This is a genomic window from Bacillus sp. FSL M8-0256 (assembly GCF_038005765.1).
Taxonomy (GTDB): domain Bacteria; phylum Bacillota; class Bacilli; order Bacillales; family Bacillaceae; genus Bacillus; species Bacillus safensis.
Genome location: NZ_JBBOTU010000001.1, coordinates 1 through 14395 on the forward strand (window position 1 = coordinate 1; position 14395 = coordinate 14395).

Sequence of the window (14395 nt, forward strand, 5' to 3'; positions counted from 1 at the left end):
ATGGAAAATATTTTGGATCTGTGGAATAAAGCACTTCAAAAAATAGAGACAAAATTGAGCAAACCCAGTTTTGAGACATGGATGAAATCGACAAAAGCCCATTCTCTTCAGGGAGATACGCTTACAATTACGGCACCTAATGAATTTGCTAGAGATTGGCTAGAGTCAAGATATCTTCACTTAATTGCTGATACCATCTATGAACTAACAGGTGAAGAGCTCAGCATTAAATTTATTATTCCTCAAAATCAGGATGAAGAGGAAGCCATGCCAAAGTCTCCTATCAAAAAAATGTCTAAAGAAGAGCCCGTTGACATTCCACAAAATATGCTGAATCCAAAATATACATTTGATACTTTTGTTATTGGTTCAGGCAACCGTTTTGCTCATGCCGCTTCACTTGCAGTCGCGGAAGCACCAGCAAAAGCATATAACCCGCTTTTTATTTATGGGGGCGTTGGTTTAGGAAAGACTCACTTGATGCATGCGATTGGTCATTACGTGATCGACCATAATCCATCAGCCAAAGTGGTCTATCTATCATCTGAAAAATTTACTAATGAATTTATCAACTCAATCCGAGATAACAAAGCTGTCGACTTCCGTAACCGCTATCGGAATGTAGATGTGCTTTTGATAGATGATATTCAATTTTTAGCAGGAAAAGAACAAACACAAGAAGAGTTTTTCCATACATTCAACACACTTCACGAAGAAAGTAAGCAAATCGTCATTTCTAGTGACCGGCCTCCGAAGGAAATTCCGACACTTGAAGACAGATTACGCTCTCGATTTGAATGGGGCTTAATTACAGACATTACCCCGCCAGATCTAGAAACGCGTATCGCGATCCTTCGAAAAAAAGCAAAGGCAGAAGGCTTAGACATTCCAAATGAAGTCATGCTGTACATTGCCAATCAAATCGACAGCAACATTCGTGAGCTGGAGGGTGCTTTGATTCGTGTCGTTGCTTACTCATCTTTAATTAATAAAGACATTAATGCAGATCTAGCAGCTGAGGCGCTAAAGGACATCATTCCTTCATCAAAGCCTAAGGTCATTACAATTAAAGATATTCAAAGAATTGTAGGGCAGCAATTTAATATTCGATTAGAGGATTTCAAAGCAAAGAAACGAACAAAGTCAGTTGCTTATCCAAGACAAATTGCCATGTACCTCTCTAGAGAAATGACCGATTCCTCTCTGCCTAAAATCGGAGAAGAATTTGGCGGTCGTGATCATACGACTGTCATTCATGCTCATGAGAAGATTTCGAAATTAATTGTTGAAGATGAACAGCTTCAGCAGCATGTCAAAGAGATCAAAGAACAATTAAAATAATCAAGCTGATATAATGAGTACGGGAAAATGTGAATAACTAGAGCATAGTCATACACAGTCTGTCCACATGTGGATAGGCTGTCTTTCCTTTCTTTTTCTCGACTTATCCACATATTCACAAGCCCTACTATTACTTCTACGATTTTTATTAATAAAATATATATACATGTCATTAAGAAAATTTAGGAGGACCACTATGAAATTCACGATTCAAAAAGATCGTCTTGTCCAAAGTGTCCAAGATGTATTAAAGGCCGTATCCTCTAGAACAACGATTCCTATTTTGACAGGGATTAAAATTGTTGCGTCTGATGAAGGGGTTTCTCTAACAGGAAGCGATTCTGATATCTCAATTGAATCTTTCATTCCTCAAAGAGATGGAGATTTAGAGGTTATCACCATTGATCGTCCGGGAAGTATTGTGCTTCAAGCCCGCTTCTTTAGTGAAATTGTAAAGAAACTGCCTATGTCTACTGTCGAAATTGAAGTAGAACAAAATCACCTGACGATCATCCGCTCTGGTTCAGCGGAATTTAACTTAAACGGCTTAGATGCTGAAGAATATCCGCATCTTCCACAAATTGAAGAGCATCATGCATTTCAAATTCCGACAGATCTGCTTAAAAACTTAATTCGTCAAACTGTTTTTGCAGTGTCCACCTCAGAAACACGACCTATCTTGACAGGTGTAAACTGGAAGGTTGAAAAAGGTGAATTAATATGCACAGCAACGGATAGCCACCGTCTTGCTTTAAGAAAAGCGAAGTTAGATATTAACGAGGAAAGTTCGTATAATGTCGTGATTCCAGGGAAGAGTTTAACTGAGCTAAGTAAAATTCTTGATGATGGACAAGATCTTGTGAGCATCGTCATTACAGAAACACAAGTTCTTTTTAAAGCACAAAACGTGCTGTTCTTCTCAAGGTTGCTGGATGGAAATTATCCAGATACGGCCCGTCTGATCCCGCAAGAAAGTAAAACGGATGTCGTGGTCAACACGAAAGAGTTCCTTCAAGCCATTGATCGTGCATCACTTTTGGCAAGAGAAGGACGTAATAATGTCGTGAAACTGTCAGCTGATCCTGAACAAAGCCTTGAAATCTCTTCTAACTCGCCTGAGATCGGTAAAGTGGTGGAGACGGTTCAAGCAGATGACATTAAAGGGGAAGATCTTAAAATCTCCTTCAGTCCAAAATATATGCTGGATGCGTTAAAAGTATTAGAGGGAACAGATATTCATGTAAGCTTCACTGGTGCAATGAGACCGTTCCTGCTGCGTACGCCGAATGATGATTCTATCTTGCAATTGATTCTTCCGGTAAGAACGTATTAATTCAATCTAAAATGGCTGCTGTGTGAGTGCACAGCAGCTTTTCTTCTCGTTTTCCATGCTTTCTTTCATCCCAGTTCGCTTTCCCCCTTTCCTTCTTGTCTTGTTTTTTAGTACAATTAGATATTAGTGATATTGAAAGAGGTCGATACAATGCCTAATCTTATAACCATTGAAACAGAAATGATTACATTAGGGCAGTTTTTGAAATTAGCCGAAGTCATCCAATCTGGCGGAATGGCGAAATGGTTTTTAAGTGAACATGAGGTGTTCATTAATCAAGAGCCAGATAATAGACGGGGACGCAAACTATACCCAGGAGATGTTGTCGAGATTGAAGGTTACGGCACATTTCAAGTTGTGAATTAGAAACGGGTGACAATACATGTACATTCAAAGTCTGGCGTTAACTTCATACCGAAACTATGAACACACCGAGCTTCAATTCGACAATAAGGTGAATGTCATGATCGGTGAGAATGCCCAAGGTAAAACGAACTTGATGGAAGCGATCTATGTATTGTCGATGGCAAAGTCTCATCGTACGTCAAATGATAAAGAACTTATCCGATGGGACCAAGACTATGCTAAAATAGAAGGTAGAGTCATTAAAAAAAATGGTCCACTCCCAATGCAGCTCGTGATCTCAAAAAAAGGGAAAAAGGGCAAGGTCAATCACATTGAACAACAGAAGCTCAGTCATTATGTTGGTGCGTTAAACACCATTATGTTTGCGCCAGAGGACTTAAGTCTTGTGAAGGGCAGCCCGCAAATCCGCAGAAGATTCCTCGACATGGAGATTGGACAAGTTTCTGCTGTCTACTTGCATGATTTATCGCTCTATCAAAAAATCCTCTCTCAGCGGAATCATTACTTGAAACAATTGCAGACAAGAAAGCAAACGGATCAAGCGATGCTGGAGATTTTAACAGAGCAGTTGATTGATGCGGCAGCGAAAGTGGTCAAAAGACGACTGACTTTTACGAAACAGCTCGAAAAATGGGCGCAGCCGCTGCATTTTGGGATTTCTAGAGAGCTAGAAACACTTACGCTCCAATACCAGACGGCAATAGAGGTATCAGAAGCGTCAGACTTGTCGAAAATAAAGAATAGCTATGAAGAATCGTTTCAGAAACTAAGAGAGAGAGAAATCGACCGAGGGGTGACACTGTGGGGACCTCACAGAGATGACCTGCTTTTCTTTGTGAATGGTCGGGATGTTCAGACATATGGCTCTCAAGGGCAGCAAAGAACAACAGCTCTTTCACTAAAGCTGGCAGAAATTGATCTGATACATGAAGAAATCGGAGAATATCCTATTCTTCTACTTGATGATGTGTTATCTGAACTTGATGATTACAGACAGTCTCATTTGCTCCATACCATTCAGGGACGTGTACAGACCTTCGTCACCACAACAAGTGTTGAAGGCATTGATCACGCCACCCTGAAAGAAGCGGAAATTTTCAGAGTAGCCAGTGGAAAAGTAATTGACTGATAAATGAGGTGTGAGTCTTGTATATTCATTTAGGTGATGATTGTGTTGTTTCTACACGAGAGATTGTCGCAATTGTTGATTACAAAATGAGGTCGTCTTCTGTTGTAGAAGAATTTCTACAAAAACAAGAGAAACATATCATTTCGTTATCACAAGGGACACCCAAATCCATTGTCGTCACAACTGAATCTGTTTATTACTCTCCTCTTTCCTCAAGCACGCTCAAAAAACGTGCTTCGTTTGTGGTTGAAATTGAAGTCTAAAAACTCAATTCATATAAATATATCGTTTAAGAAAAGTGTAGGTGAATGTACGTGGCAATGGAACAGCAACATAATAGTTATGATGAAAATCAGATACAGGTGCTTGAAGGATTAGAAGCTGTTAGAAAACGTCCAGGAATGTACATTGGGTCAACCAATGCAAAAGGGCTTCACCATCTTGTATGGGAAATTGTCGACAACAGTATTGATGAGGCATTAGCTGGTTATTGTACAGACATTACAGTGCAAATTGAAAAAGATAACAGCATTACAGTAAAAGATAATGGCCGCGGGATTCCTGTTGGAATTCATGAGAAAATGGGGCGTCCTGCCGTAGAGGTCATTATGACTGTTCTTCACGCTGGCGGTAAATTTGACGGCAGCGGTTATAAAGTATCAGGCGGTCTGCATGGTGTAGGGGCATCTGTTGTAAATGCATTATCTACTACCTTAGACGTGACTGTATACCGTGACGGGAAAATCCATTATCAGCAGTTCAAACGCGGCGTTCCAGTGGGAGATTTAGAGGTTATTGGTGAAACTGATGTAACCGGGACAACCACTCACTTTGTGCCAGATCCAGAAATTTTCACGGAAACCATTGAATTTGATTACGATACACTTGCTAACCGTGTTCGTGAGTTAGCCTTCTTAACAAAAGGTGTAAACATCATCATAGAAGACTTGCGTGAAGGCAAAGAGCGGAGAAATGAATACTGCTACGAAGGCGGTATTAAGAGCTATGTAGAACATTTAAACCGCTCAAAAGAAGTCGTTCATGAAGAGCCTGTGTACATCGAAGGTGAGAAAGACGGAATCACGGTTGAAGTAGCATTACAATATAACGATTCCTATACAAGCAATATCTATTCCTTCGCCAACAATATCAACACGTATGAAGGCGGAACACATGAAGCTGGTTTTAAAACCGGTCTAACGCGTGTCATCAATGACTATGCTCGTAAAAATGGCGTATTCAAGGATGGGGATGCGAATTTAAGTGGTGAAGATGTGCGAGAAGGCTTAACAGCCATTATCTCCATCAAACATCCAGACCCTCAATTCGAAGGACAAACGAAGACAAAGCTTGGGAACTCAGAAGCGAGAACCATCACAGACTCCCTTTTCTCTGAAGCACTTGAGAAATTCTTGCTTGAAAATCCTGATTCTGCGAAAAAAATTGTGGAAAAAGGACTGATGGCGGCTCGTGCAAGAATGGCTGCCAAAAAGGCTCGTGAGCTGACAAGACGTAAAAGTGCACTGGAAGTCTCCAGCTTACCTGGGAAACTAGCGGACTGTTCTTCTAAAGATCCTTCCATCTCTGAACTCTATATTGTAGAGGGAGATTCTGCGGGCGGATCTGCTAAGCAGGGCCGTGATCGCCACTTCCAAGCGATCTTACCGTTAAGAGGGAAGATCCTAAACGTAGAAAAAGCTCGTTTAGATAAAATTTTATCGAACAACGAGGTTCGTTCAATGATTACAGCGTTAGGAACTGGAATCGGAGAAGACTTTACTTTAGAGAAAGCACGCTATCACAAAATTGTGATCATGACAGATGCCGATGTGGATGGAGCACACATTCGAACGCTGCTCTTAACATTCTTCTATCGCTACATGCGTGAAATCATTGAAAACGGTTATGTGTATATTGCGCAGCCGCCTTTATATAAAGTGCAGCAAGGAAAACGTGTGGAGTACGTGTATAACGATAAACAGCTGGATGAGCTGTTAAAATCACTTCCTCAAACACCAAAGCCTGGACTTCAGCGTTATAAAGGTCTTGGAGAAATGAATGCTGCTCAGCTTTGGGAAACAACAATGGACCCTGATGCGAGAACACTTCTTCAAGTCACACTTGAGGATGCGATCGATGCTGATGAGACATTTGAAATGCTGATGGGAGATAAAGTAGAACCGAGACGAAACTTTATCGAAGAAAATGCGCAATACGTGAAAAACCTTGATATTTAGATAGATCCCTCCTGAGAACAACCTTATTTCTTGTTTGGAATAAGGTTGTTTTTCAAGAAATAGGGGCGTGTAACGAATGTCCTGGTTTTCCGTGTTTTCGTTGATTTTCTAGTAAATAAATGTGTATAAAGCCGAGATTATTGATATAATGGAGAATAGTCTTGTGAAGATAAATACATATTTTACTCCCACATAATTTATTTCATGTGATACGTAAAGGGAGGTTCTTATAGTGAGTGAACAACATACACCAAATGTACGCGAAGTAAATATTAGTCAAGAAATGCGTACGTCCTTTTTAGATTATGCAATGAGTGTTATTGTTTCGCGTGCATTACCAGATGTGCGAGACGGATTGAAGCCCGTGCATCGAAGAATTTTGTATGCGATGAATGACCTAGGTATGACAAGTGATAAACCATTTAAGAAATCTGCACGTATCGTTGGGGAAGTTATCGGTAAGTACCACCCTCACGGTGACAGCGCTGTATACGAAGCGATGGTTCGTATGGCGCAAGACTTCAACTATCGAAATATGCTGGTTGAAGGTCACGGAAACTTTGGTTCTGTCGATGGAGACGGTGCAGCGGCAATGCGTTATACTGAGGCGCGTCTATCTAAAATTTCAATGGAAATCCTGCGTGATATCACTAAGGATACGATTGATTATCAAGATAACTACGATGGCAGTGAAAGAGAACCAATCGTCATGCCTGCTCGTTTCCCGAACTTATTAGTCAACGGGGCAACAGGTATCGCTGTAGGGATGGCAACAAACATTCCGCCTCACCAGCTAGGTGAAGTGATTGATGGGGTACTGGCGATAAGTCAAAACCCAGAAATGACTACACAGGAACTAATGGAGATCATTCCAGGACCAGACTTCCCAACTGCGGGACAAATCATTGGCCGAAGCGGAATCCGCAAAGCATATGAAACAGGCCGAGGTTCTATTACATTACGTGCAAAGTCTATCATCGAAGAAACATCCAGCGGTAAGCAGCGGATTGTCATCAATGAAATTCCATATCAGGTCAACAAAGCACGTTTGATCGAAAAAATCGCTGATCTTGTGCGCGATAAAAAGATCGATGGCATTACAGATCTCCGTGACGAGTCTGATCGTAATGGAATGCGGATCGTGATTGAACTGCGAAGAGACGCGAACGCCCACGTTCTATTAAACAATCTTTATAAACAAACGACACTTCAAACGTCATTTGGGATCAACTTATTGGCACTAGTTGATGGACAGCCGAAAGTCTTGTCCCTCAAACAATGTCTTGAATATTATTTAGAGCATCAAAAAGTGATTATTCGCAGAAGAACAGCATATGAACTTCGTAAAGCCGAAGCAAGAGCTCATATTCTAGAAGGTTTAAGAATCGCTCTTGACCACTTAGATGAAGTCATTGCATTAATTAGAAGCTCTCAAACTGCTGAAATCGCGAGAAATGGCTTAATGGAGAACTATAGCTTGTCCGAAAAACAAGCACAGGCCATTCTTGATATGCGTCTTCAGCGCTTAACTGGTTTGGAAAGAGAAAAGATAGAAGAAGAATACAAAGGACTTGTTGATTTGATTGCTGAGTTGAAAGCCATTTTAGCAGACAATGAAAAAGTTCTTGAAATCATTAGAGAAGAGTTAACAGAAATCAAAGAACGTTTCAATGATACGCGCCGTACTGAAATTGTGACAGCAGGTATTGAAACAATTGAAGACGAAGATTTGATTCCTGTTGAAAACATCGTGATTACGCTGACTCATAATGGTTATATCAAGCGTCTGCCTGCATCAACATACCGCAGTCAAAAAAGAGGCGGTAAAGGTGTTCAAGGGATGGGAACCAATGAGGATGATTTCGTAGAACAGCTGATTTCAACATCTACCCATGATACGATCCTCTTCTTCTCTAATAAAGGGAAGGTTTATCGTGCGAAGGGATATGAGATTCCTGAATTCGGACGGACAGCGAAAGGGATTCCGATTATTAACCTGCTTGAAGTAGAAAAGGGAGAGTGGATTAATGCCATTATTCCGGTAAGCGAATTTGATGAAGATTCGTATCTCTTCTTTACAACAAGACACGGTGTATCAAAACGAACGTCATTGTCTCAGTTTGCCAACATTCGAAACAATGGACTTATCGCATTAAGTCTTCGTGACGAAGATGAACTGATGGCTGTCCGTTTAACCAATGGAGAAAAACAAATCATCATTGGAACGAAAAAAGGTATGCTGATTCGTTTCGACGAGACAGATGTTCGTGAAATGGGGCGTACGGCAGCTGGCGTGAAAGGAATTACGCTTTCTGAAGATGACATCGTCGTTGGGATGGAAATCCTTGAGCCAGATGCAAACGTATTGATCGTCACCGAAAAAGGGTATGGTAAGTTAACACCTGAAAAAGAATACCGTGTTCAAAGTCGGGGCGGTAAAGGTCTTAAAACATGTAAAATCACTGACAACAACGGTCCGCTTGTCGCGGTGAAGGCGACGAATGCTGAAGCTGAAGAGGACTTGATGATTATTACAGGAAGCGGCGTGATCATTCGTATGGCCGTTTCAGATATTTCAACAACAGGTCGAGTCACTCAAGGTGTCCGCCTGATTCGTCTAGGTGATGATGAACATGTCGCTACAGTGGCATTAGTTGAACAATCACAAGAAGATGATGAAGAGAATAGTGAAGAAAACGTAGAAACTATAGAGTCAGATTAAGAGCAATCTGAGTAAAAATAAAGCCGGTTCTTCACCGGCTTTATTTTTTTCTAAAAAAACATGAGTTTTTTTGAAATTTATAATGCTTTTTTCATAGATATGTGTTAATCTTTCAAAGGAGCAAAAAGAGGCTCTATTTTTTATCTCTTTTACAGTGGAAACTTCTTAAAAAATAAAATGTTTTTCAAGAAAAATGTTGACTGTTGATAGAGATATATGATATATTTAAGTGGTCGCTTTGAGAGAGTGACACACAAGTTCTTTGAAAACTAAACAAGACAAAACGTACCTGTTAATTCGAGTTTTTATAAAAAATCCTATGATACTTCATAGGTAGTCAGTCAAACTGGCGAAAAGCAAAACTTCGGTTTTGTACTTTTTCGGAGAGTTTGATCCTGGCTCAGGACGAACGCTGGCGGCGTGCCTAATACATGCAAGTCGAGCGGACAGAAGGGAGCTTGCTCCCGGATGTTAGCGGCGGACGGGTGAGTAACACGTGGGTAACCTGCCTGTAAGACTGGGATAACTCCGGGAAACCGGAGCTAATACCGGATAGTTCCTTGAACCGCATGGTTCAAGGATGAAAGACGGTTTCGGCTGTCACTTACAGATGGACCCGCGGCGCATTAGCTAGTTGGTGGGGTAATGGCTCACCAAGGCGACGATGCGTAGCCGACCTGAGAGGGTGATCGGCCACACTGGGACTGAGACACGGCCCAGACTCCTACGGGAGGCAGCAGTAGGGAATCTTCCGCAATGGACGAAAGTCTGACGGAGCAACGCCGCGTGAGTGATGAAGGTTTTCGGATCGTAAAGCTCTGTTGTTAGGGAAGAACAAGTGCGAGAGTAACTGCTCGCACCTTGACGGTACCTAACCAGAAAGCCACGGCTAACTACGTGCCAGCAGCCGCGGTAATACGTAGGTGGCAAGCGTTGTCCGGAATTATTGGGCGTAAAGGGCTCGCAGGCGGTTTCTTAAGTCTGATGTGAAAGCCCCCGGCTCAACCGGGGAGGGTCATTGGAAACTGGGAAACTTGAGTGCAGAAGAGGAGAGTGGAATTCCACGTGTAGCGGTGAAATGCGTAGAGATGTGGAGGAACACCAGTGGCGAAGGCGACTCTCTGGTCTGTAACTGACGCTGAGGAGCGAAAGCGTGGGGAGCGAACAGGATTAGATACCCTGGTAGTCCACGCCGTAAACGATGAGTGCTAAGTGTTAGGGGGTTTCCGCCCCTTAGTGCTGCAGCTAACGCATTAAGCACTCCGCCTGGGGAGTACGGTCGCAAGACTGAAACTCAAAGGAATTGACGGGGGCCCGCACAAGCGGTGGAGCATGTGGTTTAATTCGAAGCAACGCGAAGAACCTTACCAGGTCTTGACATCCTCTGACAACCCTAGAGATAGGGCTTTCCCTTCGGGGACAGAGTGACAGGTGGTGCATGGTTGTCGTCAGCTCGTGTCGTGAGATGTTGGGTTAAGTCCCGCAACGAGCGCAACCCTTGATCTTAGTTGCCAGCATTCAGTTGGGCACTCTAAGGTGACTGCCGGTGACAAACCGGAGGAAGGTGGGGATGACGTCAAATCATCATGCCCCTTATGACCTGGGCTACACACGTGCTACAATGGACAGAACAAAGGGCTGCAAGACCGCAAGGTTTAGCCAATCCCATAAATCTGTTCTCAGTTCGGATCGCAGTCTGCAACTCGACTGCGTGAAGCTGGAATCGCTAGTAATCGCGGATCAGCATGCCGCGGTGAATACGTTCCCGGGCCTTGTACACACCGCCCGTCACACCACGAGAGTTTGCAACACCCGAAGTCGGTGAGGTAACCTTTATGGAGCCAGCCGCCGAAGGTGGGGCAGATGATTGGGGTGAAGTCGTAACAAGGTAGCCGTATCGGAAGGTGCGGCTGGATCACCTCCTTTCTAAGGATATATGGAGCAGCGTGCGTTTTCGTCTTGTTTAGTTTTGAAGGAACTTGCAAAAGATCCTACAACATCATATCTTCGATATGAAAGATGGGCCTGTAGCTCAGCTGGTTAGAGCGCACGCCTGATAAGCGTGAGGTCGGTGGTTCGAGTCCACTCAGGCCCACCATCTTCTATTAAATTGGGGCCTTAGCTCAGCTGGGAGAGCGCCTGCCTTGCACGCAGGAGGTCAGCGGTTCGATCCCGCTAGGCTCCACCAACGTGTTCTTTGAAAACTAGATAACAATAAGTAATACATTCACATTGAATGCAATGCAAAGTTCATCACACATAGTGATTCTTTCTAAAGTAAGAAATGGTTAAGTTAGAAAGGGCGCACGGTGGATGCCTTGGCACTAGGAGCCGATGAAGGACGGGACGAACACCGATATGCTTCGGGGAGCTGTAAGCAAGCTTTGATCCGGAGATTTCCGAATGGGGAAACCCACTGCTCGTAATGGAGTAGTATCCATACTTGAATACATAGAGTATGAGAAGGCATACCCGGGGAACTGAAACATCTAAGTACCCGGAGGAAGAGAAAGCAAATGCGATTCCCTGAGTAGCGGCGAGCGAAACGGGAACAGCCCAAACCAAGAGGCTTGCCTCTTGGGGTTGTAGGACACTCTATACGGAGTTACAAAGGAATGATATAAGCGAAGAGGTCTGGAAAGGCCCGCCAAAGAAGGTAACAGCCCTGTAACTGAAATGTTATTCTCTCCAGAGTGGATCCTGAGTACGGCGGAACACGTGAAATTCCGTCGGAATCCGGGAGGACCATCTCCCAAGGCTAAATACTCCCTAGTGACCGATAGTGAACCAGTACCGTGAGGGAAAGGTGAAAAGCACCCCGGAAGGGGAGTGAAATAGATCCTGAAACCGTGTGCCTACAAGTAGTCAGAGCCCGTTAACGGGTGATGGCGTGCCTTTTGTAGAATGAACCGGCGAGTTACGATCCCGTGCAAGGTTAAGCAGAAGATGCGGAGCCGCAGCGAAAGCGAGTCTGAATAGGGCGCATGAGTACGTGGTCGTAGACCCGAAACCAGGTGATCTACCCATGTCCAGGGTGAAGTTCAGGTAACACTGAATGGAGGCCCGAACCCACGCACGTTGAAAAGTGCGGGGATGAGGTGTGGGTAGGGGTGAAATGCCAATCGAACCTGGAGATAGCTGGTTCTCTCCGAAATAGCTTTAGGGCTAGCCTCAAGGTAAGAGTCTCGGAGGTAGAGCACTGATTGGACTAGGGGCCCCTACCGGGTTACCGAATTCAGTCAAACTCCGAATGCCGATGACTTATCCTTGGGAGTCAGACTGCGAGTGATAAGATCCGTAGTCGAAAGGGAAACAGCCCAGACCGCCAGCTAAGGTCCCAAAGTATACGTTAAGTGGAAAAGGATGTGGAGTTGCTTAGACAACCAGGATGTTGGCTTAGAAGCAGCCACCATTTAAAGAGTGCGTAATAGCTCACTGGTCGAGTGACTCTGCGCCGAAAATGTACCGGGGCTAAACGTATCACCGAAGCTGCGGACTGTTCTTACGAACAGTGGTAGGAGAGCGTTCTAAGGGCTGTGAAGCCAGACCGGAAGGACTGGTGGAGCGCTTAGAAGTGAGAATGCCGGTATGAGTAGCGAAAGACGGGTGAGAATCCCGTCCACCGAATGCCTAAGGTTTCCTGAGGAAGGCTCGTCCGCTCAGGGTTAGTCGGGACCTAAGCCGAGGCCGAAAGGCGTAGGCGATGGACAACAGGTTGATATTCCTGTACCACCTCCTCACCATTTGAGCAATGGGGGGACGCAGGAGGATAGGGTAAGCGCGGTATTGGATATCCGCGTCCAAGCAGTTAGGCTGGGAAATAGGCAAATCCGTTTCCCGTGAAGGCTGAGCTGTGATGGCGAGCGAAATTTAGTAGCGAAGTTCCTGATTCCACACTGCCAAGAAAAGCCTCTAGCGAGGTGAGAGGTGCCCGTACCGCAAACCGACACAGGTAGGCGAGGAGAGAATCCTAAGGTGATCGAGAGAACTCTCGTTAAGGAACTCGGCAAAATGACCCCGTAACTTCGGGAGAAGGGGTGCTTCTTAGGGTGTTAAAGCCCCGAGAAGCCGCAGTGAATAGGCCCAGGCGACTGTTTAGCAAAAACACAGGTCTCTGCGAAGCCGTAAGGCGAAGTATAGGGGCTGACGCCTGCCCGGTGCTGGAAGGTTAAGAGGAGCGCTTAGCGTAAGCGAAGGTGCGAATTGAAGCCCCAGTAAACGGCGGCCGTAACTATAACGGTCCTAAGGTAGCGAAATTCCTTGTCGGGTAAGTTCCGACCCGCACGAAAGGCGCAACGATCTGGGCACTGTCTCAACGAGAGACTCGGTGAAATTATAGTACCTGTGAAGATGCAGGTTACCCGCGACAGGACGGAAAGACCCCGTGGAGCTTTACTGCAGCCTGATATTGAATGTTGGTACAGCTTGTACAGGATAGGTAGGAGCCTTGGAAACCGGAGCGCTAGCTTCGGTGGAGGCATCGGTGGGATACTACCCTGGCTGTATTGACCTTCTAACCCGCTGCCCTTATCGGGCAGGGAGACAGTGTCAGGTGGGCAGTTTGACTGGGGCGGTCGCCTCCTAAAATGTAACGGAGGCGCCCAAAGGTTCCCTCAGAATGGTTGGAAATCATTCGCAGAGTGTAAAGGCACAAGGGAGCTTGACTGCGAGACCTACAAGTCGAGCAGGGACGAAAGTCGGGCTTAGTGATCCGGTGGTTCCGCATGGAAGGGCCATCGCTCAACGGATAAAAGCTACCCCGGGGATAACAGGCTTATCTCCCCCAAGAGTCCACATCGACGGGGAGGTTTGGCACCTCGATGTCGGCTCATCGCATCCTGGGGCTGTAGTCGGTCCCAAGGGTTGGGCTGTTCGCCCATTAAAGCGGTACGCGAGCTGGGTTCAGAACGTCGTGAGACAGTTCGGTCCCTATCCGTCGCGGGCGCAGGAAATTTGAGAGGAGCTGTCCTTAGTACGAGAGGACCGGGATGGACGCACCGCTGGTGTACCAGTTGTTCTGCCAAGGGCATCGCTGGGTAGCTATGTGCGGACGGGATAAGTGCTGAAAGCATCTAAGCATGAAGCCCCCCTCAAGATGAGATTTCCCATTCCGCAAGGAAGTAAGATCCCTGAAAGATGATCAGGTTGATAGGTCTGAGGTGGAAGCGTGGTGACACGTGGAGCTGACAGATACTAATAGATCGAGGACTTAACCTATATTCTAATGTGAAACATGAACATTGTTATCTAGTTTTGAGAGAACATTC

At 44.8% G+C, this 14395-nt stretch carries 7 protein-coding genes, 2 tRNA genes and 2 rRNA genes; all 11 read left to right on the forward strand.

Features of this window, described 5'->3' with window-relative positions; translation table 11 throughout:
• A complete protein-coding gene (gene dnaA, locus NSQ76_RS00005; protein WP_024424073.1) occupies positions 1–1341 on the forward strand; it encodes a chromosomal replication initiator protein DnaA in 1341 nt (446 codons plus the stop codon).
• 196 nt (positions 1342–1537) lie between these two features.
• Positions 1538–2674: a DNA polymerase III subunit beta gene (dnaN, locus tag NSQ76_RS00010; protein WP_024424074.1), complete on the forward strand. Its 1137-nt coding sequence runs from the start codon at positions 1538–1540 to the stop codon at positions 2672–2674.
• A 150-nt stretch (positions 2675–2824) separates the two neighbouring features.
• Positions 2825–3040: a S4 domain-containing protein YaaA gene (gene yaaA, locus NSQ76_RS00015; RefSeq protein ID WP_008360916.1), complete on the forward strand. Its 216-nt coding sequence runs from the start codon at positions 2825–2827 to the stop codon at positions 3038–3040.
• A gap of 16 nt (positions 3041–3056) precedes the next feature.
• Positions 3057–4169 (forward strand): DNA replication/repair protein RecF, encoded by a 1113-nt coding sequence (gene recF / locus NSQ76_RS00020; protein WP_024424075.1) that lies wholly within the window; start codon positions 3057–3059, stop codon positions 4167–4169.
• Positions 4170–4186: 17 nt separating this feature from the next.
• Positions 4187–4432, forward strand: coding sequence for an extracellular matrix regulator RemB (gene remB / locus NSQ76_RS00025; RefSeq protein WP_056766786.1), 246 nt, complete (start codon positions 4187–4189; stop codon positions 4430–4432).
• A gap of 57 nt (positions 4433–4489) precedes the next feature.
• The gene (gene gyrB, locus NSQ76_RS00030; RefSeq protein ID WP_024424077.1) at positions 4490–6406 is read left to right on the forward strand and encodes a DNA topoisomerase (ATP-hydrolyzing) subunit B; all 1917 of its coding nucleotides are present in this window, start codon (positions 4490–4492) and stop codon (positions 6404–6406) included.
• A gap of 232 nt (positions 6407–6638) precedes the next feature.
• Entirely contained in the window at positions 6639–9128 is a 2490-nt protein-coding gene (gene gyrA / locus NSQ76_RS00035; RefSeq protein WP_341051654.1) for a DNA gyrase subunit A, read from the forward strand.
• 377 nt (positions 9129–9505) lie between these two features.
• Positions 9506–11054, forward strand: a 16S ribosomal RNA gene (locus tag NSQ76_RS00040).
• Positions 11055–11149: 95 nt separating this feature from the next.
• A tRNA-Ile gene (locus NSQ76_RS00045) sits at positions 11150–11226 on the forward strand.
• A 14-nt stretch (positions 11227–11240) separates the two neighbouring features.
• Positions 11241–11316, forward strand: a tRNA-Ala gene (locus NSQ76_RS00050).
• Between the two features lie 98 nt (positions 11317–11414).
• A 23S ribosomal RNA gene (locus tag NSQ76_RS00055) occupies positions 11415–14345 on the forward strand.
• The 16S and 23S rRNA genes sit together here with 2 tRNA genes alongside, the layout of an rRNA operon.
• Positions 14346–14395: the final 50 nt, after the last annotated feature.